We start from the raw sequence: 24,479 nt of genomic DNA on the forward strand, positions 1-24,479 counted from the left end.
AGAGACTAGGATTTTCCGTCTTCTTCTTATTCATTTTTTTGTAAAATATTCATACTTTCAATATGATTTCGTGCCTCTTCATCCCCTAGCTTATGGATCATCCCATATACTTGTTGGATTGTACCATCATAGGTGTGATTGTCACTGTCATTATGATATTCAACAAATGGAATATGCGCTCTGATAAAGTTTTTCCACTCTGTCGAATAATTTTGGTCAAACAACTCGCGTAATTGAGTAATTTCTTCATCTGTTGCCTGGATTTTATAGCTCCATGTTGAGCTTGTGGCACTCTGAGAAATTTCGCCTGTCCCTACGTCTATATAGTAGGTTTTCTTTTGCTCATCCATTTTGTCATCCCCTTTTACGTTTATTAATCCACAAAAAGATAAAATTTATTCTTTTACAAATTTCGATTCATTTTTTAGAAATGAATACGATATAATAATCATACAATCAAAGAAAACAGATTTTTCAGTCAATAGGAAAAAAGTAATTTTTCGCTGTTTATGGGAATGGTTTACGTTTGTAAAAGAAAAAATACTAATTAAGGCAGGAGGTGTTCAAGTATGAAATTAGTAGATGAACTATATGAAATGTACCGGAACAAGCTTACGGGTGATGAAGAGGATATCGATATGCTCGCATTTGCTTTTTTGGAGGAAATGTCACATGAGGACCTTCTTGCTTTAATTCAGGATATGAGTAAACAGGAATTATACGATTTAATGGGTCTTTATTTAATTGAAAGCCTCAAGGGTAAATTTGCGCAAGAAGAGTATGGACAACATCGCACCAATACTTATTATCCACGAAATATACACTAATATATTACATAAGCCGCGAGAAAAGGGAGCGCTAGTTTAGGCTTCCTTTTTTGTTTCATGTTACAATAAGGAAAAGGGGGAATATTCTTGTATACTGTGTTTGTCGTATGCATCATCATTGTTATTGTTGTGCTATTATTAGCCGTAATTACAACTTCGAAAGCCTATACATATAAGCATACAGTTGATCCATTAGAAAATAATCCTAATGTGGAGCAAAAGCAAAAAGAACATTCAAATTCAAATGACAATAAGAGAGCATAAAAAATTCCTATTCAAAATGAATAGAAACTTTAGAGGAAAAGGGGCGGAGCGCCGCAATAATGAATTAGTTTTTAAATGTCAAAGTGAAATAAATCATTTGCCATTTTGGATTTGTGAACGCTTTGCTCTGCTCAAACCGCCTTTTTTTATATCACCCAAATACCTTTTTTAAGTCTTCTTTACTTTGCTCAAGCCAGAAATTCATTAAACGCTTAGCTCCTTCTAAATCATGAAGCTTTGCCTGACCGCATTGTCTTTCATTTGCTGCAGGAATGTCAGTTATAGTAACGGCATCTTTCATTGTATCCTCAAGAAGATCAATGATTTCCTCTACAGTCGGTTCACCGCTGACGACAAGATAGTATCCTGTTTGGCACCCCATTGGAGAAATATCAATAATATCGAAATGATCGTACTTCTCTGAATGCTTCCGGATATTAAAGGCAAGCAAATGTTCAAGTGTATGAATAGCATCAGGCTTCATCGCCTGTTTATTTGGCTGGCAAAAACGAATATCATATTTATTAACAACACCGTCACTTCCTACTTTATGAACACCACAGTGTCTCACAAAAGGTGCTTTTACGGCATTATGATCTAAATCAAAGCTTTCAACTGAAGGCATCAGTATCACTCCTTTTATTATCTACAAACTATCATACACTAAATCCCGAGTTTTTTCATCTACTTAGTTATATTTAACAAATTTAGACGTTCGTTTTAATATATGGTATTTTGTAAGTAACCATTAATGAGGAGCGACCAAAATGTTAAAAAAAGCATTTATTGCACTGATTCGTTTTTATCAAAACGTAATCTCACCTTTAAAGCCTCCTACTTGCCGCTTTTATCCTACCTGCTCGCATTATGGACTTGAAGCCGTACAGCGCTTTGGGGCTTTAAAAGGCGGATATCTCACGATAAAAAGGATATTGAAATGCCATCCTTTTCACCCTGGAGGCATTGACCCGGTGCCTGAAAAACATAAAAATTAATTCTCATACCCATTGACAATTAAATCTAATTTTCCGGTCTTAGGATCAATGACAAGGCCATGAACAGGAACACCTTCCGGCATAAGCGGATGGTTTTTGATGATATCAACACTATGGCTGACACTTTCTGTTACATTATCAAAACCATGAAGCCACTGTTTAATGTCAATACCTGAGTAGGTTAGAGTATCAAGTGTTTTTTCAGGAATTCCGCGTTCAATCATACTGTCTATAACTGGATCTGCTTTTAAACCGCTCATCCCGCAATCGTGATGGGCTATGACCATAACTTCTTTAGCCTGCAGCTGATAAACCGCAATAAGAATACTGCGCATGATACTGCCAAATGGATGTGACACAAGGGCACCAGCATTTTTGATGATTTTCGCATCGCCATTTCCAAGATTTAAAGCCTTTGGCAATAATTCAAGCAGCCTTGTATCCATACAAGTTAAAATGACCATTTTTTTATTTGGAAACTTCGTGGTTTCATACTTTTCATACTCATGATCTTCTACGAATTTTTGATTATGAACTAGAATGTCATTTAATAATGATGTGTTATTCATTTAATACCCACCTTTCTTTTTCTCCTTTTAAGCATACCTATCTATTATGTTTGAGACAAATTTTTTACTTGCAAACAGGCAAATTTTTTTGTAAGATACATATGGAAATCGGAATCGTTCCGTATTATACAAAATTATTTATTCTGAATGCTAAAAATTTTTCGACAACAAATCGTAATTAATCCGATTTATAACCTATTATTAAAGGAGCTTTTATGAAAAAATTTATTCTTTTCCTTTCTTTTCTAATTCCATTAAGCCTGTTCCTATCTGCCTGTTCTAATGACAAACCGGTCCAAAAAAATAAGAACCAGTTAACCATCTATACAACAGTATTCCCACTTCAATATTTTACTGAACAAATTGGCGGCAAATATGTTGCCGTAAAAACCATCTATCCTCCTGGGGCAGATGAACATACCTTTGAACCATCGCAAAAGGATATGATGAATCTCGCTGATTCAGACTTATTTTTCTACATTGGATTAGGGCTGGAGGGATTTGTGGAAAAAGCAAAAGGCACCTTAAAAAACGAAAATGTATCTTTAGTAGCAACAGCAGATAAGCTACAGCTGCCAAAAGATAACGGAGCTCATGAAGACGGGGATGAAGACGGACACCAACATGGCGATGTTAATCCTCATGTCTGGCTAGATCCGATTTATTCAAAGGAAATGGCTGCCGTTATTCGTGATAACCTAGTGAAAAAAATGCCCAAGCAAAAAGAGCTTTTTGATAAAAATTATCAGACTCTTGCAGCTCAGTTAGACGAACTAAATGGCCAATATGAGAAAACCATTTCAACGGCCAAGCATAAGAAAATCATTGTGACCCATGCTGCATTTGGCTATTGGGAGCACCGCTATGGAATAGAACAAATTAGCATTTCCGGTCTTTCTACTACCAATGAACCAACCCAAAAAGAATTAGAAAAAATAATTTCCGTGGCAGACCATGAAGGATTACATTACATTCTTTTTGAACAAAACGTTCAATCGAAGCTAGGTAAAATTGTCCAAGAGGAAATTGGGGCCAGAGCTTTACCGATTCATAACCTGGCCATATTAACCAAAGAAAACATCAAGAACAAAGAAACTTATTTTTCCTTAATGAAAAAGAACCTTGATACATTAAAAACCGCTTTAAATAATTAATTACCTTTTTTCCCTGACACTTACAGGCATGTGCTGCTTAAGATCTTCAAATGCTATATCTGTATTACCGAAATAATAAGGAGTGATACGAATGGCACAGGATGTTTTATGTGAAGTAAATAACTGTACGTTTTGGGCAAAGGGAAATAAATGCAGCGCAGAAAGTATCTATGTTGTCAGCCACAAAGGGAAAACGGCTGATAATAGTCAAGAAACTGATTGTAAAACCTTTGAACCAGGCGATCTCTAATAATAAAATGGACCAGGCACATTATGCCTGGTCCATTTTATTATGTCTCTGTTAAACTTAGTTGTTGATTTACGCTCCAGGCGCGAGCGGTTCGTGGGCGTGCCGGAGAGCCTCCTCGTCGCTTTGCTCCTGCGGGGTCTCCCGCAGGAGTCTTCACACCTTCCGCTCCAATCAACGCTGTTAACATAGCCTTTTTCATTAAAAAGTAACTATTCTTTGCGAGAGTGTCGTTTCCTGGAGTCGTTTTTCATTAATTTGATATCCGATTCCCGGATACTCAGGTACAGCTATTTCTCCATTATCTACGGTCACTTCCGGGCTGATAATGTCTTCATCCCAAAACCGGTTTGAAGCAGAAATGTCCCCTGGAATTGTGAAGCCAGGCAGTGATGCAAGCGCAATATTATGGGCGCGGGAAATGCCAAATTCAATCATTCCCCCACACCATACGGGAATACCTCGATCAAAGCAATAATCATGGATTCGTTTCGCTTCCGAGAGACCTCCAACACGGCCCGCTTTAATATTAATAACTTTGCAGCTTCCAAACTCAATTGCCTTTCTGGCATCCTCGAAGGACACAATACTTTCGTCCAAACAAATAGGTGTTTTGATTTCTTTTTGCAGTATTGCGTGTTCAATTAGATCATCATGAGCAAGCGGCTGCTCAATCATCAATAAATTCCATTCATCTAAGGCTTTTAGTCGGTCCATATCCTTTAATGAATAAGCAGAATTAGCATCGACCATGATCGGCAAATCCGGGTAATGCCGTCTGATGTCTGCTAAAAAGGAATAATCCTGGTTTGGATTAATTTTTACTTTTATCCTTTGGTAACCCTCTTGAAGGTATTGCTCAATTTGCCATAGCGCTTTAGGAGTCGAATCTGTAGCAACTACTACACCAGAAGGAATCCGTGTCCTTGTCCCCCCTAACAATTTTGATAAAGGCTGTGATTGAGTCTTGGCATATAAATCCCATAGCGACATCTCTAAGGCAGCCTTCGCCATATTATTTCTTCTCAGAGATTTGTTAAAAAGAACAGATGCCTCATCTGGATGCCGAATCGGGTGTTTTTGCAGCAATGGAATTAAAAAGTCCTGTAACATATGCAAACACGTTTCTACTGTTTCCTCTGTGTACCATGGCGTTGAAAAGGCTACTCCCTCGCCAAAACCAGATATGCCTTCTTTATTCGTAACTTTTACGATGATGCCTTCACGTTCATGAACAGACCCTAAATGAGTTTGAAATGGAGATTTTAAAGGCATTTGAATAATAAATAGCTCTACAGTCGATATTCTCATCTATCAGCCCTGCCCTCAATCAGCCATTCCTTAAGATTTCTTCTGAGTAATTTTTTTGCCGCATTTCTTGGCATCTTCTCTATAAAATAAAAAGCCTTAGGAACTTTATACTTTGCCAGCCGTTCTCCACAAAATTGCGTTAGTGCTTCTTCAGAAGGATAATCCCCCTCCTTGGTTACTAAAAAGGCAACTGGCACTTGTCCCCATTGCTCATTGTCAATACCGATGACACCGGCATCTTGAACACTAGGATGAGACAATAAAACGGCTTCAATTTCTGCGGGATAAATATTTTCGCCGCCTGAAATAATTAAATCGGAGCGCCGATCCAGAACATATAAAAAGCCGGCTTCATCTAAATAGCCAATATCACCTGTATATAGCCAGCCGTCCCGTATTTTTTCTGCCGTGGCATCTGGGCGATTTAAATAACCTGCAGTCACATTAGGCCCCTTAATGATGATTTCACCGGCCACACCAGCTTGAGCAGCTCCCCCCTCTTCACCTTCGATTCGGATCTCCGAAGGGAATAATGGTTTGCCTGCAGAACCAAGCTTAGTTAGGCTATATTCTGGTGCAAGCGTGACGATTTGGGAGGAGGATTCTGTCATTCCATAGGTTTGAAAAACCGGAATCTCTTTTTCAGTACATGCCTCTAGCAATGGCAGCGGTGCAGGGCCGCCACCTAGCAGCATACAGCGAAAATGGCCAGGAAGCCTTTTTGCTCCAAGCGTCTCCACTACTCTTTTCAGCATAGTCCCAACAATCGACATAACGGAAACATTTTTCTCATTTATATCTTTGATCGTTTTTTCAGCATTAAAGGTTTCATGCAGGACAATCGGCATTCCATAAATGACACTGCGCATCAGGATCGAAAATCCGCTTATGTGAAAAAGAGGTACACTGCAAAGCCAACAATCGCTTTCATTTACCCCTAAATTTAAAGCAGATCCAACAGCACTCCACCAGTGGTTTCCATAGGACTGCATCACCCCTTTTGGATGTCCGGTCGTTCCTGATGTATACATGATCGTACAAATATCACCAAGATTGATTTCATCCCTGATGTCAGGCAACTCTGGTTTTCGGTTAAATAAGGCTTCTTTCGTTATCATCTCTATCAGTAGATTTTGTTCATTCATTTTGTCAGATAGGGCTTCTTCAAGGATAAGAAAAGAGGATTTCGAATCCTTTAACTGCCAAACTAATTCAGATGAAGTCAAACGATTATTCAATATGACCGATTTCACGCCTAATAGCTGCAGAGCAAATAATATAACCACTGTATCAAGATGGTTTTTTAACAATACACCAATAAATTGATCTTGTTGTACGCCAAGTCCTTGGAGCTGTCCTGCGGCCTTAAGTGAACGGTCATAAAGTTCTTTAAACGATACCGCCTGATCTTCAAAATAAACAGCAGTTCTATCAGGAGTTAAAAACATGCGCTTTTTTAAAAAATTAGGCATTCTCTCATTCATCATTTCTCTTTACCACCTTATATACAGTCTAGCTTCAGCGCCTAGGGGCTTCCGCTTTTCTATTAAAAAACAGCCTGATGGAAATCCATCAAGCTGCTGCTAAAAAACATTAAATCAAGGAAACCGCGGGAATTGACCGAAATCAGGCTTACGCTTTTCTTTAAAGGCGTCGCGGCCTTCCTTCGCTTCATCTGTTGTATAGTAAAGTAATGTCGCATCGCCAGCAAATTGTTGTAATCCTGCTAAGCCATCCGTATCAGCATTCATAGCAGCTTTAATGAAACGGAGTGCAGTTGGGCTCTTTTCAAGCATCTCTTCACACCATTTAATGGTTTCTTCTTCAACCTGTTCTAAAGGAACAACAGTGTTTACCAAGCCCATGTCAAGCGCTTCTTGTGCATTGTACTGACGGCATAAAAACCAAATTTCACGCGCTTTCTTATGTCCAATAATTCTTGCTAAATATCCAGAGCCATAACCGGCATCAAAGCTTCCAACCTTCGGACCTGTTTGTCCAAAAACAGCGTTATCGGCAGCGATTGTTAAATCACAGACTACATGTAATACATGGCCTCCGCCAATCGCATACCCTTTTACCATCGCTACTACAGGTTTTGGAATAACGCGGATTAAGCGCTGCAGATCTAGAACGTTTAATCGAGGGATCTGGTCCTCCCCTACATATCCACCGTGTCCACGGACACTCTGGTCCCCACCTGAACAGAATGCTTTTTCTCCGGCACCTGTTAAAACGATCACACCAACACTTGCATCATCACGTGCGTAGGCAAAAGCGTCAATCAACTCCATAACCGTTTTGGGTGTAAAAGCATTATGTACATGTGGACGGTTAATGGTGATTTTTGCAATTCCATTATAAGTTTCATATAAAATTTCTTCATATTTACGTCCTGGAACCCATTCTACTGTCAAAATGAAAACCTCCTTATTTATTTGATGACAAAAAGTCACTTACTATTGTACCAAACTTTTCTGGTTCTTCCACATGAATTGCATGGCCGCTGTTTTCCACAACCACCCATGTCCCATTTTCAAGCTCCTTCAACATCTTTTCCGCAATTGTACAAAACTTTTTATCTTCACTGCCCGTTACCAGCAAAACTTCACAAGAAAGCTGATGAAGGTGTTGCCACCAAGAAGGCTGAGAGCCTGTCCCCATTCCGATTAAACTATTTGCTAGTCCAAGGGGTGAATTATTTAACCGTTGAAGCCGAATGGAATTCTTGATTGTTAATGGAAGACGTTTCATCGTTAAAAACAATGGAATCTCCTCCCAGTAATCAACGAATTCCGTTAAGCCCTTATCTTTAATAAAATTTGCAAGTTCAGTATCTTTCATACGGCGCGTTTCACGTTCTGCTTCCGTTTGTAGACCAGGTGAGGCACTTTCCAGGATTAAATTTCGTACTCTCTCAGGAAAAAGAACTGCAAAGGTTAAGGCAAGTCTTCCCCCCATTGAGTAGCCAAGTAGATCCACTTGTTTGGCTCCCAGATAATCTAGGATGCTTTTTAGGTCATTCGCGGCTTTTTCGATTTGGTAGTGGTTACTATTTTCTGGCGAATCGGTTTTTCCATGACCGATAATATCGGGAATAATTAAATTCGAATGCGTCCCCCAATGTTCACAAAAAGGAGTCCAGGTCGTCGAATCTCCAGTAAATCCATGTAACACTACCAGCGGAAATCCGCTGCCGCATTTCTCGACATGATACTTAACATTGTCGATAATTACCTTCATCCATGTTCACCTGTGACAAAATTTGATATTTCCTGGGAAACCACACGCCAAAATTCGCGGTGCTCATCTCGATTTCTGTCCCTATTTGTAGCTACCTCAAAAACTTTCATTCCTTTTGAATTCATTGCCATCTTCATTTCCGATTCAAAATGATCCCAATCTTTGATTTTTGTATAATCACCATGAAACATTTTGACCGCATGTTCAAACTCAATATTTAAGGCAGTGCCAAATAGGAGTTCAAAATGTTTCGGATGTTCAGCTTGTGGAAGGAAGGAAAAAATCCCGCCGCCATTATTGTTTACCAGAATAATATTAATATCAATATTGTAAAGCTTTGCGGCAATCAGGCCGTTTAAATCATGGAAAAATGTTAAATCCCCTAGAACCAAATATAATGGCTGAGAGTATAGAGCTGTACCTAAAGCAGTAGAAACAGTACCATCAATACCATTTGCCCCTCTGTTCGCGACAACCCTTATCGATTTATCATTGTTTAAGAAGAAACTGTCTAGATCGCGGATTGGCATACTATTACCAACAAAGATAGTGGCTCCTTCTGGGAGCAGCTCGGCTAATTGATAAAATAATCTGCCTTCACTTAATTCAGCAGTATCACGAACCAGTGCCATATTTTCCTTAGTAAGTTTATTAACTTTCTTCCAATCTTCTAAGAACATAGATGGTGACTGTCTTTTTAAATATGTAACAAGCTTTTCGCAAAAAATGGTTTCATTGCAGAAGATCATATCCGTCGATAACGATGATGGGTCGCGCCAGCCACCGCCTCCATCAATGACAAATTGATCAGCACTATGGTTTTCTTTTAAGAAAATTGTTAAAGCTTTTGATACAGGCATAGCTCCAAAGCGAATGACAACCTCCGGTTTTAAGAATGACTTTGCCTCATCGTTTCTTAAGAAGGTATCATAGGAATCAATAATATGTTCAAGGTTGTGTTTTCCACTTCGCAGCTGTGACAAAGGGTCAGCCAAAATCGGAAATTTTAATACTTCGGCAAGTTGGGTAACTGCATTAGCAAACGCTTCATCAGCGATGTTTCCGCAAACGATGATTCCTTTTTCTTTTCCCATTAGTTTTTCAGCGATTTCTTTAATATGCTCTTCATTAATAGTTAAATCACCGTTAAGCACCTTCACATATCCGTTTGATCGTTCTTCCGTATGAAAAATCTCCTCATCCAATTTAGGAATCAGCGGCTCACGAAACGGGAAATTCAAATGAACCGGACCAGCAGGAGATGCGGTAGCAGCAGCTGTAGCTCTTGCACAAAAAGTCCGAGCGTAACGAATCATCTCATCGCCTTTATCAGGCAGCGCCATTTCCGCAAACCATTTAACTTGATGCCCATACAAATGAATTTGATTAATTGCCTGGGGGGCCCCTACTTCCCTAAGTTCATGGGGCCGGTCTGCGGTTAACACAATCAATGGGACTCGTGAATACCGAGCTTCAACAATCGCAGGAAAATAATTTGCAGCAGCCGTGCCTGACGTACAAAGGATGGCAACAGGTCTGCTTGTAATCTTGGCAATTCCTAATGCAAAAAAAGCAGCAGATCGTTCATCCACATGGATATGTACCTTTAAATCAGGGTGTTCAGCCATCACCATCGCCATTGGTGTCGATCTAGAACCTGGGCTGACGACGACATCGGTGACACCAGAGAAGACTAACTCTGCTACAAAGGCCGCAATATATGCGGTTAATGATTCTTGATGACTCATATTATTTTTCCTCCAAAGGCCCTAAGCATTGGCCTAAACTTCAAGCTCGTCTCCATATATTCACTTTCAGAATCCGAATCAGCCACGACACCGCAACCAGCAAATAACGAGGCTTCATTTCCTTGAATTAATCCTGAACGAATAGAAACAGCAAATTCTCCATTCTTGCGGTAATCGACCCAGCCTAATGGAGCAGCATAAAAACCTCGGTCAAGTTCTTCAACCTGTCTTATTTTTTCAACTGCTTCACTTTTAGGAAGGCCCCCCAAAGCGGGAGTTGGATGCAGTCTTTCAACTAATAGCAATAAAGAAGTATCTTGATGGCATTTTCCAATTACAGGAGTATATAAATGTTGGATATCTCGAATCTTCATTAGTTGAGGTTTTTCAGGCAAGATCACTTTTTCACATGATTCTTCTAAGGCTTCCTTAATCATTTCAACAACATAGCGGTGTTCAATAAGGTTCTTTTGATCCTTTAAAAGCTCTTCCCCCAATAGCCTATCCTCTTCATTTGTTTCTCCACGTGAAATAGACCCAGCAAGACAAGTGGAAAAAATTTCATTCCCCTGCTTCTTTACAAGTCTTTCCGGTGATGCGCCGATGAAACAATCGCCGTTCGATTCGAAAGCAAAGATAAAACTTTCATGCTGTTGATCGTTTAAGTTATAGAGAACCTTTTCAGCCTCGATTTCATGATTGAAAGTTAGTCTAAGCTCCCGAGCTAGAACCACCTTTTTTAACGGACCCGCCGAAACTTCCTTCACGATTTTGTCAACCGTCTTTTTCCACTGGTCTGGTGAAATCTCTTCTGTCTCTAGCAGGATTGTTGTTTTCGACCGATGGCCCTGCCCCAGAGAATTTAAAAGATGATTCCTTTCCTCGACCACTTTATTAAATAACGAAACATCATCATTTGGTGTACAAACAATATTTGTTGTTAAATAGGCCTGCCCCTGAATAATACTTAATAAATATTTGGGTAAATGGAACAAGGAATCGGCGTACTTCGACCAGAGTTCTGTTTTTTCTTTGTATGGATCAAAAGAAAACCCACCGAACATCAATGGACCAGTCCCAATTTCTTTATAAGGGTTAAAAATGATACTATCCCTTAAAAAGGTTTCCCACTCATTTTCAACATGAAAAAAGCGGTCAGTAGCCTGATCCGACTGAATTTGTTTTGTTATCCCAAGTCCAACAAGCACTAATTCGTCTTTGGGATCCTTCCAGAAAAACCGTTCACCCAGATAGCGCTCGTTCCCTATATTAAAAAATGATAAAGGGTTGATCGTGTCCATTTTATGAACTTCACTCATTAAAATGGGCCGGTTAAGTTTTTTCGCCCTCTCAACCGCGATGAGGCCCCTTTCCTTTATTTCCGTTTCTTGAATGGTTACCAAACAAATCCCTCCAAAACAGCTAAAATTGCTGTTATCCATTCATCTTTAAGCCTTATTAAAGATACTACTCCCATTGTAAATAAGTCAATAATACTTGTCACTACCATACTGATTCATTCCTATTATATATCAAAATTTCAATATTAGGTTGTAAACGACTTTTTCGTTATTTTCCCACTAAGTATTCAATTATAACCAAACAGGTATTATCTTCTAGATTTGAAAGGAAAAATTCATTGACACCACCACTCTGATTCCATACACTTATGTGTGGGAAAGAAACTTAAGACCTAAAAAATTGTCGATATATAAAATTACTATATAAGGGAGAGACCACTATGCAGCCAAATTTACAGCAAAATTCGAAACCAGCAGTCGAATCTAACCGCGGCTTCCAAGTTTGGTGGCAAATGACCCGTCCTCATACGTTAACAGCAGCGTTCGTCCCTGTTTTACTTGGGACAGCACTTGCACTTAAGTCTGGCAAAATCCATTTCGGGTTATTTATCGCTATGTTGATTGCGAGTTTACTCATTCAAGCCGCAACCAATATGTTTAACGAATACTTCGATTATAAACGCGGCCTTGATAACGAACATTCTGTAGGGATTGGCGGAACCATTGTCCGTGATGGAATCAAACCAAAGACCGTCATGACTCTTGCATTCAGTTTTTATGGAATCGCGCTATTGTTAGGGATTTATATTTGCACTAATAGCAGCTGGTGGTTAGCATTAATTGGGCTTATTTGTATGGCGGTCGGTTATTTTTATACCGGAGGCCCTGTGCCAATTGCTTATACACCTTTTGGAGAATTATTTGCCGGATTCTTTATGGGAATGTTGATTATTCTCATCTCATTCTTTATCCAAACAGGGACAGTAGACAGTACCAGTATTTTAGTATCAATCCCAAGCATGGTACTTGTAGGTGAAATTTTATTAGCTAATAACATTCGCGACCTTGATAACGACAAGGAAAACGGACGTAAGACATTAGCCATCCTATTAGGGAAGAAAAAGGCTATTAATCTGCTTGCCGGTATGTTTATTTTCTCTTATTTATGGGTTTTAGGACTTATTATTGGCGGCGTGGTTCCCGCATGGGTGGCGATTGTCATTTTAAGCGCACCAAAAGCAATTAAAGCTACAAAAGGTTTTATTGAAAATAGTTTGCCTATTCAAATGGCGCCTGCGATGAAAGCGACCGCTCAAACCAATACCATTTTTGGATTTTTACTTGCCATCGGCATTTTCGTTGGACATTTTTTCGCATAATAAAGAGGCTTCTGCACACGGGCAGAAGCCTTTTCTTATAATGATTTAATTTTCCAAATTTCCTTTGCATATTCTTTGATGGTACGGTCACTGGAAAAATAACCTGCACGAGCAATATTGGTTAAACTCATTTTTTGCCAATGCAGCTGATCTTGATAGGCTTCCCCTATTTTTCGCTGAATGTCTGTATAGGAGGCAAAGTCCTTTAAGACAAAATATTGGTCATTTTCTTCAAGAAGAGAATCAAAAATGGGCTCGAATTCATTATGCACATCAGGGAAGAATCCATTCACTAATTGATCGACCGCCTGGCGAATACGATAATCGTGATGATAATATTCAAGGGATTGATACCCGCCATGTTGATAGTAATGGAGAACCTCGTCTGCTGTAAGACCAAACGTAAAGATATTATCCCCGCCCACCAGCTCTTGAATTTCAATATTTGCTCCATCTAAGGTTCCTACTGTCAGTGCTCCATTGATCATAAATTTCATATTTCCTGTTCCTGATGCCTCTTTACTCGCAGTCGAAATCTGTTCGCTTACATCCGCTGCAGGAAAGATTTTTTCGGCTAGGGAAACTCGATAATTCTCAAGGAAAATGACTTTGAGTTTATCTCCAATCTTTGGATCATGATTAACCTTATCCGCGACAGCATTAATTAATTTGATAATCTTTTTTGCATAGTAATAACCCGGTGAAGCTTTCGCGCCAAAAATAAACACTCTTGGGGTAATCGTAAAGCTTGAATCCTCTTTAATTCGGTTGTAAAGATGCATGATGTGCAATACATTCAGAAGTTGACGCTTATAGGCGTGCAGGCGTTTGACCTGAACATCAAAAATCGCTGTTGAATCAACAGTAACCCCATTTTTATCAAAAATAACATCCGCCAGCCTTTGTTTATTTTCATTTTTAATTTTTTGCAGCTGGTCTAAAAATGGTTGGTCATTTTGATATTTAAGTAATTTAGCAAGGTCTTCTGCAGTATAAGTCCAAGAGGAACCTATTGATTCGGTAATTAAGGCCGATAATTTTGGATTTGCTTTTAACAGCCATCGCCGGTAGGCAATTCCATTCGTTTTATTGTTAAACTTCTCAGGAAACAGTTGATAAAATTGATTCATTTCCCGCTTCTTTAAAATTTCTGTATGCAGCTTTGCCACACCATTTACACTAAAGCTTCCAACAATGGCTAAATGGGCCATTTTCACGTAATCATCAGCTAATATAGCAAGACTTCTGATCCGTTCCCAATCACCTGGGGTCTGCTCCCAAAGCTCCTGGCAAAAGCGTTCATTAATTTCCTCCACAATCATATATATCCTTGGCAGCAAGGGGCGGAAAATATGAATAGGCCACTTCTCCAATGCTTCTGACAAGGTTGTATGATTTGTGTAAGAGATGGTATTTTTCGTAATATGCCATGCCTGCTCCCAATCCAAGCCCTCTTCATCAATTAAAATCCTCATTAACTCAGGAATCGCTAGGACTGGGTGTGTATCATTAATATGAATACAAACATCTTCATGAAGCCTATGTAAACTTCCATGTTGTTTTCGATACGCTTTCAGGATGGACTGGAGACTTGCCGAAACTAAAAAATATTGCTGCTTGAGCCTTAAAATTTTCCCATCATCATGGGTATCATCTGGATATAAAAACTCGGAAATCATTTCTGTTTCCCGTTTGTATTTTAAAATATCATCGTGAAACGGAAATTGTGCTGGCTCAGCATTCCATAGTCTTAATGTGTTAACGGTATTTGATTTATACCCAATTACAGGCATGTCATGAGGAACAGCAGTTACCGTCTCAGCATTCAAATGTTGAAACACGTGACGCCCATTTTCCATCCTCACTTCGACCTTGCCCCAAAAAGGAATCTTAACCGCCAAATCAGCTTTACGGATTTCCCATACATTGCCGCTCCGCAGCCATTGCTCAGGCAGTTCGACTTGGTAGCCATCCACAATTTTCTGTTCAAAAAGGCCATGTTTGTACCGTATACCGTGGCCGTGGCCAGGCAAATTTAACGACGCAAGCGAATCTAAAAAACAGGCGGCTAATCTTCCTAAACCGCCATTCCCTAAGCCTGCATCTGCTTCCAATTCTTCGAGCCCGCTCAAATCAATCCCCAATTGCTGAAGGCCATCCTGAACGATTTCCTCAATCCCAAGGTTAATTAAATTCTGCCTTAGCAATTTTCCTAATAAATACTCAATAGAAAGGTAATAAACCTGCTTGCCCTTTGCCGCATGATAACGTTCGTTGGTGGCAATCCAATCATTGCTGACAAATTCGCGGATCATATTTCCGAGTGTTTGGTAGTGATCTCTCGCTGTACTTTCCGAGAAACTTTTTCCACATACCATTTCAAGTCTATTTAAAAAGGATTCTTTAAACTCAGACGTATTAGAAAACATGGGTTTCACTCCTAGTGATAAGCTCTGCATAGAGCTGGTTATAACTAAATGCTGATTGGGCCCAGCTATAATCCATTTCCATCGCCTGTTTAACAAGGGATTCCCAAGTTTCACGATCATGGTAAAAGCTTAAGGCTCTTCTAATCGTGTAGAGCATGTCATGGGCATTGAAATTGCTGAAAGAAAATCCATTTCCTTTCCCTGTGACTTCATTCCAGGATTTTACGGTATCGTTTAACCCCCCTGTCTCTCGAACAATCGGAATCGCCCCGTATTTCATTGCAATCAACTGTCCTAGTCCACAAGGTTCAAACAGGGAAGGCATTAGGAATAAGTCTGCCGCAGCATAAAGCTTATGTGCGAGTCCTTCATCAAAGCCAGTATGAACCTTTAATTTCTCTGGGTAGACACGTGCAGCCTGCCTTAAATGTTCCTCATTATCATAGTCACCGGTTCCAAGAATTATAACCTGAATATCCTCTTGCAGAATTTCTCTCAGGACACATTTGATAAGATCCAGCCCTTTTTGTTTAGTCAACCTGGAAATCATCACCATCAAGGGGGTATTTGCGGATTGTGATAAGCCGAATAGCTTTTGAATCTCCCTTTTATTAATCACCTTTTTTTCAGGATTATTTACTGTATAGGTTTGAAATATTAAAGGGTCAATTGCTGGATTATAGAAGTCATCATCAATTCCATTTAAAATCCCCAAAAGGTCTTCATTTCGAGCTTTCAAAAGACCTTCCAGTTTTTCACCATAGGTTGCCGTTTGAATTTCACTTTTATAGGTTGGGCTAACTGTTGTAATGGTATCGGCTGCAACCAGTGCCCCCTTCATAAAGTTGACATTCCCGAAAAACTCTAAGTGATCGGGATGGAAGGATTGATAATCCATTCCAAGCAAATCTCCCAAAACTTCCTTTGGAAAGATTCCTTGGAACTGCAGGTTATGAATTGTAAACACAGTCCGGATTAGACCATAACCTTTTCTTTTGTAATATTCCGATCTCAAAAGATAAGGAATCATTGCTGTATGCCAATCATGGCAATGAAGAACATCAGGGAAAAAATTAAGCTCTGCAATTGCTTCAAGGACAGCGCGATTGAAATAAGCAAATCGTTCACCATCGTCGTAATACCCATAAAGACCTTCTCTTTTAAAATAGTATTCATTATCGACAAAATAGAAGGTTACGCCTTGATGGGTTAGCTCCTCTATACCGCAATATTGATTTCTCCAGCCTACCTGAACAGTGAATTCCTTTACCTTTTTCATTTCCTTCTTATATTCATCAGAAATGGTTCCGTATTTAGGGAGAATAACCCTAACATCGGTTCCCAGACTTTTTAATTCTTTTGGAAGGGATCCTGCAACATCTGCAAGACCTCCCGATTTAGCAAATGGTCCGCATTCAGACACGGCAAATAATACTTTCACGAGTTCATCAACGCTCCTTGCTTCATCCCTTTACGTACTACAAATGGAGAACGGGCACTTCCGGTTAAATGTGTACCGGCTTCTATTTTTACATCTTTATCTAAAATAACGGAATCTAAATAGCAGTTATCTTCAATTTGACATTTCTGCATGATAATGCAGTTTTTAATGACTGCACCCTTCCCAATTTTAACACCACGGGAGATAATACTGTTTTCCACTGTTCCACTAATTACACACCCGTTTGCAATCATTGCATTTTTTACAAATGATCCTTTAACGTATTTCGTAGGCGGCTCATCCTTAACCTTCGTAAAAATCGGGCTGTCTTTCAAAAATAATTGCTTCCAGACATCCGTCTTAAGTAAATTCATGCTAGTTGAAAAATAGTTTTCAATTGTATCTATCATGACGGCATAGCCGTTGTAATCATAGTGGCATACTGTGTACTGATGATCAAAATCTTGAACAACGTCTCTCATACAGGTGTAACCCGTCTCGTTTCTCGTTTCAAGCAATTTTATTAAGAGCGAGGTTTTAATTAAATACATTTCCATTGAACTGCCATTTTCATGATGGATTTCGGTAATATCACAGGAAGAATGGCGATGCCAGTCAAGAATTGGTCTAAAGTCCATATTAAAAACCGTATAGCAATTGGAGATGATCGCATATTCTTGCGTGCTTCGCTTAAAAAAGTCCATATTGGCCGCAAAATGTTCAAACGACCCTATTTTATTTCCGTCATTATCAACAATCGGTGATGGGAAGAAGAATAGTCCATCACGTTTTCGGTTCAAATCCCAATTTTTCCCGGACCCTAAGTGATCCATTAAGGAGCGATATTGCATTTTTGGAAAAATAGCCACACTTCGAATACCGGAATTGACCATATTCGAAAGTACAAAATCAATGATGCGATACCGGCCTGCAAACGGAAGTGCTGCCAGTGAACGGTGCGTTAATAAATCTTCCAAATCCTCATGGTATGTGGTGGCATCAATGACGCCTAATAGCTTTCTTTTCACGACTTTAGTCCCTCCTGATTTCTAATAAGAATTGCTGATTCTCTCCTGGCACCACTGTGATTGTTCTAGTTAATTAATATGCAGGATATAACCCGCTAAGCATTTCTTGGGTCACTAGTATAATTTCATCATCGAAGGAACGAATGACAGTCCCGTCCGGCACTTGCACATCACAAGGAACAATCGCCTTTTCAATCAAGCAGTTATTCCCAATGACTGCATCTGGCATAATAACAGATTCTTTAATGGAAGAGCCTTTTCCAACTGTTACCCCTTGGAAAAGTACCGATTTATCTATTTCCCCTTCAATCGTACATCCTTCGTTTATGAGCGACTCTTTTACAATCGCATCCTGTGAAATATATTGAGGCGGTTGATTTGGATTAACAGAATAAATTCTCCAATCATGATCAAATAAGTCTAAATCGCATTCTTCGTTTAATAGATCCATATTTGCTTCCCAAAGGCTTTGAACTGTTCCAACGTCCTTCCAATAGCCTTTAAACGGATAAGCATAAAGCTTCTTGTTTTCTTCTAAAAGAAGGGGAATTACATCCTTACCAAAATCATGGCTGGAATCTGGATTCCGAGCATCCATTTCTAAATATTCTTTCAGTATATTCCAGCTAAAAATATAAATGCCCATCGATGCTAAATTATTTTTGGGCTCACTTGGTTTTTCCTCAAATTCTATGATTCTCATATCCTCGTTCGTATTCATAATTCCGAACCGGCTTGCTTCTGCCCATGGAACTTCAATCAAGGAAATCGAGACATCTGCCCTTTTTTCAATATGGTATTCGAGCATGCTTTCATAGTTCATTTTGTAAATATGATCGCCTGAGAGAATTAATACATAATCCGGCTGGTATTGCTTCAGGTAATTCAGATTTTGATAGATTGCACTTGCTGTACCTGTATACCACTTCACTTCGGAAGACTCAGCGTAAGGTGGTAAAACAGTTACCCCCCCATCCTTTCGGTCAAGATCCCAGGCACTGCCAATCCCAATATATGAATTTAACAAAAGCGGCTGATATTGAGTTAAAACCCCAACTGTATCAATGCCAGAATTTGCGCAATTACTTAAAGTAAAATCAATGATTCGGTATTTCCCTCCAAATGGTACAGCAGGTTTCGCTAAATCCTTTGTCAGCGAATTAAGTCTGCTTCCTTTTCCCCCTGCCAACAGCATGGCTACGCACTTTTTCTTTGCCATTTCCTTTTCTCTCCTTTCGTTTTTTAACCGGTCTGATGATATGAAAACCAAATGGTGCAATTGTTAAGTTGATGGAATATGGTTTACCATGAAACGGTTCCTCTAACGACATGATTGTCTTTTTATTAATCAGTCCGGCTCCGCCATATTCTTGTTGATCACTATTTAAAATTTCCCGGTACTCACCTAGATGATTTACACCAATCTTATAATCCGGGTAGCTGACACCAGTAAAGTTACAAATAATGACTAAATGATCTTCTTCTTTTTCTCCTTTTCGAATGAAGGAAAAAATCGATTGATCACTGTTATTAACATCAATCCATTCAAAACCATCATGCGAATGATCCAGCTCATATAGCGGTTTCGAACGCTTATAAACCTTCGTCAATACCTTTACATATGAGTTTAAATTGCGGTGCATATCATATTCCAATAAGTTCCAGTCTTGTTGTTCTTTATCTTTCCACTCAGCAAACTGTCCTAGTTCAAATCCCATAAATAATAATTTCTTTCCTGGGTGGGCAAACATAAAGCCGAGTAAAAGTCTCAGCTGGGCAAATTTTTCCCAGTATTCTCCCGGCATCTTATCCAAGAGCGACTTTTTGCCATGAACTACTTCATCATGTGAAAACGGGAGCATAAAGTTTTCTCGAAAAGCATATAAAAGTGAAAAAGTCACTTTAGAATGCACCTTTGACCGTGAATATGGCGGAGTTTCCATATATTCAAGCATGTCATTCATCCAGCCCATATTCCATTTATAATCAAATCCCAAACCGCCGTAGCTGACTGGGGCAGTAACATTAGGGAAATCCGTAGAGTCCTCACCGATCATTAAAAAATGCGGATCATATTCGTGAACTTCTTGATTTAATTTTTTTAAAAAGTTAATTCCAAAGGGATTTTCACTCGTACCATTCGGCCAATAAATGATATTGGCGACTGCATCCATACGAAAGCCATCAATATGGAAATAATCCATCCAAAACATGGCGTTTGAAATGAGGAAGCTTTGCACCTCACCCTTTCCGAGGTCAAAGTTGGCTGTTCCCCATACCGCATTTTCCCTGTCACCATCATTATGGTAGGAATAAATATGTGTTCCGTCAAAACGATATAAACCGTGGGCATCCTTGCAATAATGACCTGGAACCCAATCCAGGATGACACCAATACCATTCTGATGGCACTGGTCTACCAAATAGCGGAATTCATCGGGTGTTCCATATCTGGAGGTAACCGAATAGTACCCTGTTCCTTGGTAGCCCCACGAGGCATCGAGAGGGTGTTCAACGAGGGGTAGAATTTCTATATGTGTAAAGCCATGTTCGATTACATAAGGTATAAGCTCTGAAGCAAGTTCCTTATAGGTAAGGAACTCACCGTTGAGTTTTTTCCTCCAAGAACCTAAGTGAACTTCATAGATGACGGCAGGCTCGGATAAAAACTTTCGAGTTGCTCTCCGATTTATCCATTGGTTATCCTGCCATTGATAATTGTTTAAGGAATAAACGATGGAAGCAGTGTTCGGTCGCAATTCAGAATAAAAGGCAAATGGATCAGCTTTAAGCAGCGTTTCACCATTTTGTGTTAAGATTTCATACTTATAAACACTTCCTTCGAGGTCTTGATTAATGATGATAATCCAAACCCCTTCGTCATTTACCTTTTGCAGATCATACCCTTCACCATTCCAGTTATTAAAATCCCCCGTGAGCTTCACCTGCGTGGCGTTCGGGGCCCATACGCAAAATCGTGTATAAACTTTATCGGAATTCTTCAAGATATGAGCGCCAAAAAGCTGATGACTTTGAAAAAAATTTCCCTCGTGAAATAAGTGCAGCTGATAATCAGTCGGAAACAATGTATTCACTGTCATGGCTCTCCTCATCCCCATTGAAAATATGTATTTCAAAAACCAATTATAAGTGCAAATGAATAATATTCCTTGTAAAACTTTTTTATCTTTTCTGACAATAACCCCTAATTGCCGCCATTATACTTCTTTTTTCGACAGTGTTCGACAAGAAACAACGATTTATCTTTCGATATTCGACAAAAAAATATAAAGTTTTTTTGTGAAAAGTAGCAATAATTATTATTTATTTTTCAAAAATTGGATAATCCCTTGTGCTAGTACAACCTTGTATTTGTAAGCGTTGTCAGTGTTTTCTGTTATATATTAGGGTTACATATTGTTATCCCAGAATAATATTGACGTTTTAGTTAGCGTGATATTATCCTAAAATAAAATTTCAAATGTTAACAAAAAATTCATACTTTTCTTTTTACTTTAACGGATTTTTTATTATGATTTAGTTAGAGTTCTTATCAAAGAGAGGACGTATGATATGGCATTTAAAGGCCGTGTGGAGTCAGATGAATTAAAGAGCCTTAGAATATTAAACATACGAATGGAATTATCAGAGCAAGAAAAAAGGCATCTTTTCAACCTAGAAAAAGGATATGATGGTGAAGTGAATTTTGATTTATTAACCGAAAAGCTTCAAAATGAGTGCTATGTTTTAAATGATTTGCTGCTTAAGAGTAACAATTCAAGTTTCCAGATTGATACCACAATCATTTATCAGGAACCAATTTATCTTATTGATGTGAAAAATCATAAAGGTGACTTTATTTATAAAACTGATAGGTTGGAATCGTTATCCGGCAGGGTATATCCGAATCCATTGGATCAGTTGAATAGAAGTTCCACATTGTTCCGCCAGCTCATGCAGAATATTGGATATAATTTTCCAGTTGAGTCTTTCGCTGTTTTTGTTGACCCCGAGTTTACTTTATACCAAGCTCCCCAAAATCTACCTTTCATTTTTCCGACACAGCTGAATCAGTTCATGAAAAAATTAAATAAGCTTCCGTCAAAACTTAACAATCGGCATAGGATGCTAGCTGAAAGACTAGTCTCTTTGCATCAAACGAAATCACCTTATTCAATACACCCAGTTTATTACTACAATCAATGCCGTAAAGGTTTTACTTGTGCAGGTTGCAGATCGTTTGAACTATCCATTTCTGCAGATAATAGGAGCTTAGTTTGTATTGGATGCGGATATGAGGAAAGGATTGAGTCTGCCATCCTACGTAGTGTTGAGGAAATTAAGCTATTGTTTCCAAATTTAAAGATTACTACAAATATTGTTCATGATTGGTGTGGCGGGGTTGGGTCTAAAAAGAGAATTAATAGGGTGCTACAAAGAAACTTTACGGTAACAGGATATGGGAAATGGACTTATTACGAATAATTTCTCTTTTTCTAAGTCCTGGGTGTAATAAACATTATTACGGACTCGGATGTGCCTTTTTGGTCTTGCTGTGTTCTCTATAGAGGTTATTACGGACTTCGCAGGTTTACTTTGACAGTACCGTGTCTTCAATTGAGGGTATTGCAGACTTGGCTGCACTTCTTTGCTAGTGCCGTGTCCTTTATGAGGGCTATTGCAGACTCAGTGGCATCTTTTTAGCTTTACCGGGTCTTCTATCGGGGTTATTGCAGACTCGACTGCACATCTTTTCCAGTCCCGTGTCCTCTATGAGGGTTATTTCAGATTCAGCGGCACTTTTTTTGCCATCGCCGTGTATTCTATATCATTTTAAAAACAGTGCCCTAAATTAAAATTAACATAAAAATGACTATTCTTTTTCATCCATTATACATTTTAAAGTCTTTAATACAAAAAAACTGATGAAATATATCATCAGTTTTTTTGTATGACCCCTACGGGATTCGAACCCGTGTTACCGCCGTGAAAGGGCGGTGTCTTAACCGCTTGACCAAGGGGCCGATTATTTAATTTATATGGCAGAGAAGAAGGGATTCGAACCCTCGCGCCGGTTACCCGACCTACTCCCTTAGCAGGGGAGCCCCTTGAGCCACTTGGGTACTTCTCTATATGGCTCCGCAGGTAGGACTCGAACCTACGACCGATCGGTTAACAGCCGATAGCTCTACCACTGAGCTACTGCGGAATAATGTTAAGTTACTTTGCTATCACAAAAAATTCTGGTGGGCCTAAATGGACTCGAACCATCGACCTCACGCTTATCAGGCGTGCGCTCTAACCAGCTGAGCTATAGGCCCATTTTGGAGCGGGTGATGAGAATCGAACTCACAACATCAGCTTGGAAGGCTGAGGTTTTACCACTAAACTACACCCGCATTTGATGGGGCGGCTGAAGGGAATCGAACCCTCGAATGTCGGAACCACAATCCGATGCGTTAACCACTTCGCCACAGCCGCCATAGAAAGCTATTAAATTTTTAAAATAAATGGTGGCTCAGGACGGAATCGAACCGCCGACACAAGGATTTTCAGTCCTTTGCTCTACCGACTGAGCTACTGAGCCATTTCCATTTAAATGGCGGTCTGGACGGGACTCGAACCCGCGACCTCCTGCGTGACAGGCAGGCATTCTAACCAACTGAACTACCAGACCAAATTGCGGAGGCAGGATTTGAACCTGCGACCTTCGGGTTATGAGCCCGACGAGCTACCAGACTGCTCCACCCCGCGACGGTAAAAATATAAGATTTTGCTTATGCCCAATGTAACATGGACTGTATCAATCTCAGAAAGCTAACTCAATGAGCGGCTCGATTGATACAACTCGCAGATTTTTCATAGAAGCAACGCTCGTTGCTCCACCCCGCGACGGTAAAATTTATTCAACTTAAAAATAATATGGCGGAGGAAGAGGGATTCGAACCCCCGCGCGGTTTAACCCGCCTGTCGGTTTTCAAGACCGATCCCTTCAGCCGGACTTGGGTATTCCTCCATATTATTCAAAATTACTGGTGGACCTTGTAGGACTCGAACCTACGACCGGACGGTTATGAGCCGTCTGCTCTAACCAGCTGAGCTAAAGGTCCAAGTTAAAGTTATAAAATAATATTAATTGGTAGCGGCGGAGGGGATCGAACCCCCGACCTTACGGGTATGAACCGTACGCTCTAGCCAGCTGAGCTACACCGCCAAATATATTATTGAAATATGGTGGAGCCTAGCGGGATCGAACCGCTGACCTCCTGCGTGCAAAGCAGGCGCTCTCCCAGCTGAGCTAAGGCCCCAGGATTAATTAAGAAGTCAATGGTCGGGAAGACAGGATTCGAACCTGCGACCCCTTGGTCCCAAACCAAGTGCTCTACCAAGCTGAGCTACTTCCCGTATTTTAAATGGCGCGCCCGAAAGGAGTCGAACCCATAACCTTCTGATCCGTAGTCAGACGCTCTATCCAATTGAGCTACGGGCGCATTATATTCAATGTTATTTTATTATTGTAAAATACATTGGTGCCGAGGACCG

The 24,479-nt window shown here is 39.7% G+C and carries 21 protein-coding genes and 15 tRNA genes; 7 read left to right on the forward strand and 29 right to left on the reverse strand.

What is annotated here, in order from left to right:
• Positions 1 to 26: 26 nt before the first annotated feature.
• Positions 27 to 350: a hydrolase gene (locus V7161_RS20140; protein ID WP_335714680.1), complete on the reverse strand. Its 324-nt coding sequence runs from the start codon at positions 348 to 350 to the stop codon at positions 27 to 29.
• 219 nt (positions 351 to 569) lie between these two features.
• Here V7161_RS20140 and V7161_RS20145 point away from each other — a divergent pair, with 219 nt between their 5' ends.
• Positions 570 to 827, forward strand: coding sequence for a DUF6154 family protein (locus V7161_RS20145; RefSeq protein ID WP_223595769.1), 258 nt, complete (start codon positions 570 to 572; stop codon positions 825 to 827).
• A 96-nt stretch (positions 828 to 923) separates the two neighbouring features.
• The gene (ytzI, locus tag V7161_RS20150; RefSeq protein WP_420491648.1) at positions 924 to 1,091 is read left to right on the forward strand and encodes a YtzI protein; all 168 of its coding nucleotides are present in this window, start codon (positions 924 to 926) and stop codon (positions 1,089 to 1,091) included.
• 151 nt (positions 1,092 to 1,242) lie between these two features.
• On the opposite strand, the gene V7161_RS20155 is transcribed toward ytzI, so the two are convergent.
• Positions 1,243 to 1,716 (reverse strand): S-ribosylhomocysteine lyase, encoded by a 474-nt coding sequence (locus V7161_RS20155; protein WP_223595773.1) that lies wholly within the window; start codon positions 1,714 to 1,716, stop codon positions 1,243 to 1,245.
• 142 nt (positions 1,717 to 1,858) lie between these two features.
• On the opposite strand from V7161_RS20155, the gene yidD reads away from it, so the two are divergent.
• The gene (gene yidD, locus V7161_RS20160) at positions 1,859 to 2,086 is read left to right on the forward strand and encodes a membrane protein insertion efficiency factor YidD (RefSeq protein WP_335714682.1); all 228 of its coding nucleotides are present in this window, start codon (positions 1,859 to 1,861) and stop codon (positions 2,084 to 2,086) included.
• Here the strand turns inward: yidD and V7161_RS20165 are convergent.
• Complete coding sequence (locus V7161_RS20165) at positions 2,083 to 2,655, reverse strand: beta-class carbonic anhydrase (RefSeq protein WP_335714683.1); 573 nt, start codon at positions 2,653 to 2,655, stop codon at positions 2,083 to 2,085. The genes yidD and V7161_RS20165 overlap by 4 nt on opposite strands.
• Before the next feature lie 215 nt (positions 2,656 to 2,870).
• Between V7161_RS20165 and V7161_RS20170 the strand changes: the two genes are divergently transcribed.
• Positions 2,871 to 3,809 carry a metal ABC transporter solute-binding protein, Zn/Mn family gene (locus V7161_RS20170; protein WP_335714684.1) on the forward strand — a complete coding sequence of 313 codons (939 nt, stop codon included), beginning with the start codon at positions 2,871 to 2,873 and terminating at the stop codon, positions 3,807 to 3,809.
• A gap of 91 nt (positions 3,810 to 3,900) precedes the next feature.
• A complete protein-coding gene (locus V7161_RS20175; protein ID WP_223595781.1) occupies positions 3,901 to 4,059 on the forward strand; it encodes a DUF1540 domain-containing protein in 159 nt (52 codons plus the stop codon).
• A gap of 198 nt (positions 4,060 to 4,257) precedes the next feature.
• Here the strand turns inward: V7161_RS20175 and menC are convergent, their stop codons facing one another.
• From menC to V7161_RS20205, 6 genes are all read right to left on the reverse strand, one after another.
• Positions 4,258 to 5,367 carry an o-succinylbenzoate synthase gene (gene menC, locus V7161_RS20180; protein ID WP_335714685.1) on the reverse strand — a complete coding sequence of 370 codons (1,110 nt, stop codon included), beginning with the start codon at positions 5,365 to 5,367 and terminating at the stop codon, positions 4,258 to 4,260.
• Positions 5,364 to 6,851 (reverse strand): o-succinylbenzoate--CoA ligase, encoded by a 1,488-nt coding sequence (locus tag V7161_RS20185; protein WP_420491649.1) that lies wholly within the window; start codon positions 6,849 to 6,851, stop codon positions 5,364 to 5,366. Before V7161_RS20185 ends, menC begins: the two co-directional genes overlap by 4 nt.
• Before the next feature lie 114 nt (positions 6,852 to 6,965).
• Positions 6,966 to 7,784 carry a 1,4-dihydroxy-2-naphthoyl-CoA synthase gene (gene menB, locus V7161_RS20190; protein WP_335714687.1) on the reverse strand — a complete coding sequence of 273 codons (819 nt, stop codon included), beginning with the start codon at positions 7,782 to 7,784 and terminating at the stop codon, positions 6,966 to 6,968.
• Between the two features lie 13 nt (positions 7,785 to 7,797).
• A complete protein-coding gene (menH, locus tag V7161_RS20195; protein ID WP_335714688.1) occupies positions 7,798 to 8,610 on the reverse strand; it encodes a 2-succinyl-6-hydroxy-2,4-cyclohexadiene-1-carboxylate synthase in 813 nt (270 codons plus the stop codon).
• A complete protein-coding gene (menD, locus tag V7161_RS20200) occupies positions 8,607 to 10,358 on the reverse strand; it encodes a 2-succinyl-5-enolpyruvyl-6-hydroxy-3-cyclohexene-1-carboxylic-acid synthase (protein WP_335714689.1) in 1,752 nt (583 codons plus the stop codon). Before menD ends, menH begins: the two co-directional genes overlap by 4 nt.
• Positions 10,355 to 11,761, reverse strand: coding sequence for an isochorismate synthase (locus V7161_RS20205; RefSeq protein WP_335714690.1), 1,407 nt, complete (start codon positions 11,759 to 11,761; stop codon positions 10,355 to 10,357). Before V7161_RS20205 ends, menD begins: the two co-directional genes overlap by 4 nt.
• Before the next feature lie 338 nt (positions 11,762 to 12,099).
• On the opposite strand from V7161_RS20205, the gene V7161_RS20210 reads away from it, so the two are divergent.
• Positions 12,100 to 13,038 carry a 1,4-dihydroxy-2-naphthoate polyprenyltransferase gene (locus tag V7161_RS20210; protein WP_335714691.1) on the forward strand — a complete coding sequence of 313 codons (939 nt, stop codon included), beginning with the start codon at positions 12,100 to 12,102 and terminating at the stop codon, positions 13,036 to 13,038.
• A gap of 35 nt (positions 13,039 to 13,073) precedes the next feature.
• Here the strand turns inward: V7161_RS20210 and V7161_RS20215 are convergent, their stop codons facing one another.
• The 5 genes from V7161_RS20215 to glgB all read right to left on the reverse strand — a co-directional run bounded on the left by V7161_RS20215 (position 13,074) and on the right by glgB (position 21,037).
• A complete protein-coding gene (locus V7161_RS20215; RefSeq protein ID WP_335714692.1) occupies positions 13,074 to 15,467 on the reverse strand; it encodes a glycogen/starch/alpha-glucan phosphorylase in 2,394 nt (797 codons plus the stop codon).
• Complete coding sequence (gene glgA, locus V7161_RS20220; protein ID WP_335714693.1) at positions 15,457 to 16,908, reverse strand: glycogen synthase GlgA; 1,452 nt, start codon at positions 16,906 to 16,908, stop codon at positions 15,457 to 15,459. The genes V7161_RS20215 and glgA overlap by 11 nt, the downstream gene beginning before the upstream one ends.
• Positions 16,905 to 17,936 carry a sugar phosphate nucleotidyltransferase gene (locus V7161_RS20225; RefSeq protein WP_335714694.1) on the reverse strand — a complete coding sequence of 344 codons (1,032 nt, stop codon included), beginning with the start codon at positions 17,934 to 17,936 and terminating at the stop codon, positions 16,905 to 16,907. Before V7161_RS20225 ends, glgA begins: the two co-directional genes overlap by 4 nt.
• Before the next feature lie 73 nt (positions 17,937 to 18,009).
• Positions 18,010 to 19,155, reverse strand: a complete 1,146-nt coding sequence (locus tag V7161_RS20230) for a glucose-1-phosphate adenylyltransferase (protein WP_335714695.1) — start codon at positions 19,153 to 19,155, stop codon at positions 18,010 to 18,012.
• A complete protein-coding gene (glgB, locus tag V7161_RS20235) occupies positions 19,097 to 21,037 on the reverse strand; it encodes a 1,4-alpha-glucan branching protein GlgB (protein WP_335714696.1) in 1,941 nt (646 codons plus the stop codon). The genes V7161_RS20230 and glgB overlap by 59 nt, the downstream gene beginning before the upstream one ends.
• A gap of 472 nt (positions 21,038 to 21,509) precedes the next feature.
• Here glgB and V7161_RS20240 point away from each other — a divergent pair, with 472 nt between their 5' ends.
• Positions 21,510 to 22,421 carry a nuclease-related domain-containing protein gene (locus V7161_RS20240; RefSeq protein ID WP_335714697.1) on the forward strand — a complete coding sequence of 304 codons (912 nt, stop codon included), beginning with the start codon at positions 21,510 to 21,512 and terminating at the stop codon, positions 22,419 to 22,421.
• 467 nt (positions 22,422 to 22,888) lie between these two features.
• Here V7161_RS20240 and V7161_RS20245 read toward each other — a convergent pair.
• The 15 genes from V7161_RS20245 to V7161_RS20315 form a co-directional block, all read right to left on the reverse strand.
• Positions 22,889 to 22,960: transfer RNA gene (locus V7161_RS20245), tRNA-Glu, on the reverse strand.
• A gap of 16 nt (positions 22,961 to 22,976) precedes the next feature.
• A tRNA-Ser gene (locus V7161_RS20250) sits at positions 22,977 to 23,067 on the reverse strand.
• 3 nt (positions 23,068 to 23,070) lie between these two features.
• Positions 23,071 to 23,145 (reverse strand) — tRNA-Asn (locus tag V7161_RS20255).
• Positions 23,146 to 23,180: 35 nt separating this feature from the next.
• Positions 23,181 to 23,257: transfer RNA gene (locus V7161_RS20260), tRNA-Ile, on the reverse strand.
• Positions 23,258 to 23,261: 4 nt separating this feature from the next.
• A tRNA-Gly gene (locus tag V7161_RS20265) sits at positions 23,262 to 23,335 on the reverse strand.
• Positions 23,336 to 23,341: 6 nt separating this feature from the next.
• Positions 23,342 to 23,417 (reverse strand) — tRNA-His (locus V7161_RS20270).
• 30 nt (positions 23,418 to 23,447) lie between these two features.
• Positions 23,448 to 23,523: transfer RNA gene (locus V7161_RS20275), tRNA-Phe, on the reverse strand.
• A gap of 13 nt (positions 23,524 to 23,536) precedes the next feature.
• Positions 23,537 to 23,613, reverse strand: a tRNA-Asp gene (locus tag V7161_RS20280).
• A gap of 3 nt (positions 23,614 to 23,616) precedes the next feature.
• Positions 23,617 to 23,690, reverse strand: a tRNA-Met gene (locus tag V7161_RS20285).
• Positions 23,691 to 23,859: 169 nt separating this feature from the next.
• Positions 23,860 to 23,952, reverse strand: a tRNA-Ser gene (locus V7161_RS20290).
• A gap of 17 nt (positions 23,953 to 23,969) precedes the next feature.
• Positions 23,970 to 24,046, reverse strand: a tRNA-Ile gene (locus V7161_RS20295).
• A 27-nt stretch (positions 24,047 to 24,073) separates the two neighbouring features.
• Positions 24,074 to 24,150: transfer RNA gene (locus tag V7161_RS20300), tRNA-Met, on the reverse strand.
• An 18-nt stretch (positions 24,151 to 24,168) separates the two neighbouring features.
• Positions 24,169 to 24,244: transfer RNA gene (locus V7161_RS20305), tRNA-Ala, on the reverse strand.
• Positions 24,245 to 24,264: 20 nt separating this feature from the next.
• Positions 24,265 to 24,341 (reverse strand) — tRNA-Pro (locus V7161_RS20310).
• 9 nt (positions 24,342 to 24,350) lie between these two features.
• Positions 24,351 to 24,427 (reverse strand) — tRNA-Arg (locus tag V7161_RS20315).
• Between the last annotated feature and the right edge of the window lie 52 nt (positions 24,428 to 24,479).

This window comes from Neobacillus drentensis, from assembly GCF_036965425.1.
In the GTDB taxonomy this organism is placed as follows: domain Bacteria; phylum Bacillota; class Bacilli; order Bacillales; family Cytobacillaceae; genus Neobacillus; species Neobacillus drentensis_F.

Coding starts and splice junctions, on each gene's coding strand:
- V7161_RS20240 (WP_335714697.1), top strand. CDS start 21,510: ATGGCATTTAAAGGCCGTGTGGAGTCAGATGAATTAAAGAGCCTTAGA.
- V7161_RS20210 (WP_335714691.1), top strand. CDS start 12,100: ATGCAGCCAAATTTACAGCAAAATTCGAAACCAGCAGTCGAATCTAAC.
- V7161_RS20170 (WP_335714684.1), top strand. CDS start 2,871: ATGAAAAAATTTATTCTTTTCCTTTCTTTTCTAATTCCATTAAGCCTG.
- menD (WP_335714689.1), bottom strand. CDS start 10,358: ATGAGTCATCAAGAATCATTAACCGCATATATTGCGGCCTTTGTAGCA.
- V7161_RS20140 (WP_335714680.1), bottom strand. CDS start 350: ATGGATGAGCAAAAGAAAACCTACTATATAGACGTAGGGACAGGCGAA.
- glgB (WP_335714696.1), bottom strand. CDS start 21,037: ATGACAGTGAATACATTGTTTCCGACTGATTATCAGCTGCACTTATTT.
- yidD (WP_335714682.1), top strand. CDS start 1,859: ATGTTAAAAAAAGCATTTATTGCACTGATTCGTTTTTATCAAAACGTA.
- menH (WP_335714688.1), bottom strand. CDS start 8,610: ATGAAGGTAATTATCGACAATGTTAAGTATCATGTCGAGAAATGCGGC.
- V7161_RS20155 (WP_223595773.1), bottom strand. CDS start 1,716: ATGCCTTCAGTTGAAAGCTTTGATTTAGATCATAATGCCGTAAAAGCA.
- V7161_RS20185 (WP_420491649.1), bottom strand. CDS start 6,851: ATGAATGAGAGAATGCCTAATTTTTTAAAAAAGCGCATGTTTTTAACT.
- V7161_RS20145 (WP_223595769.1), top strand. CDS start 570: ATGAAATTAGTAGATGAACTATATGAAATGTACCGGAACAAGCTTACG.
- V7161_RS20165 (WP_335714683.1), bottom strand. CDS start 2,655: ATGAATAACACATCATTATTAAATGACATTCTAGTTCATAATCAAAAA.
- V7161_RS20230 (WP_335714695.1), bottom strand. CDS start 19,155: ATGGCAAAGAAAAAGTGCGTAGCCATGCTGTTGGCAGGGGGAAAAGGA.
- V7161_RS20175 (WP_223595781.1), top strand. CDS start 3,901: ATGGCACAGGATGTTTTATGTGAAGTAAATAACTGTACGTTTTGGGCA.
- menC (WP_335714685.1), bottom strand. CDS start 5,367: ATGAGAATATCGACTGTAGAGCTATTTATTATTCAAATGCCTTTAAAA.
- V7161_RS20215 (WP_335714692.1), bottom strand. CDS start 15,467: ATGTTTTCTAATACGTCTGAGTTTAAAGAATCCTTTTTAAATAGACTT.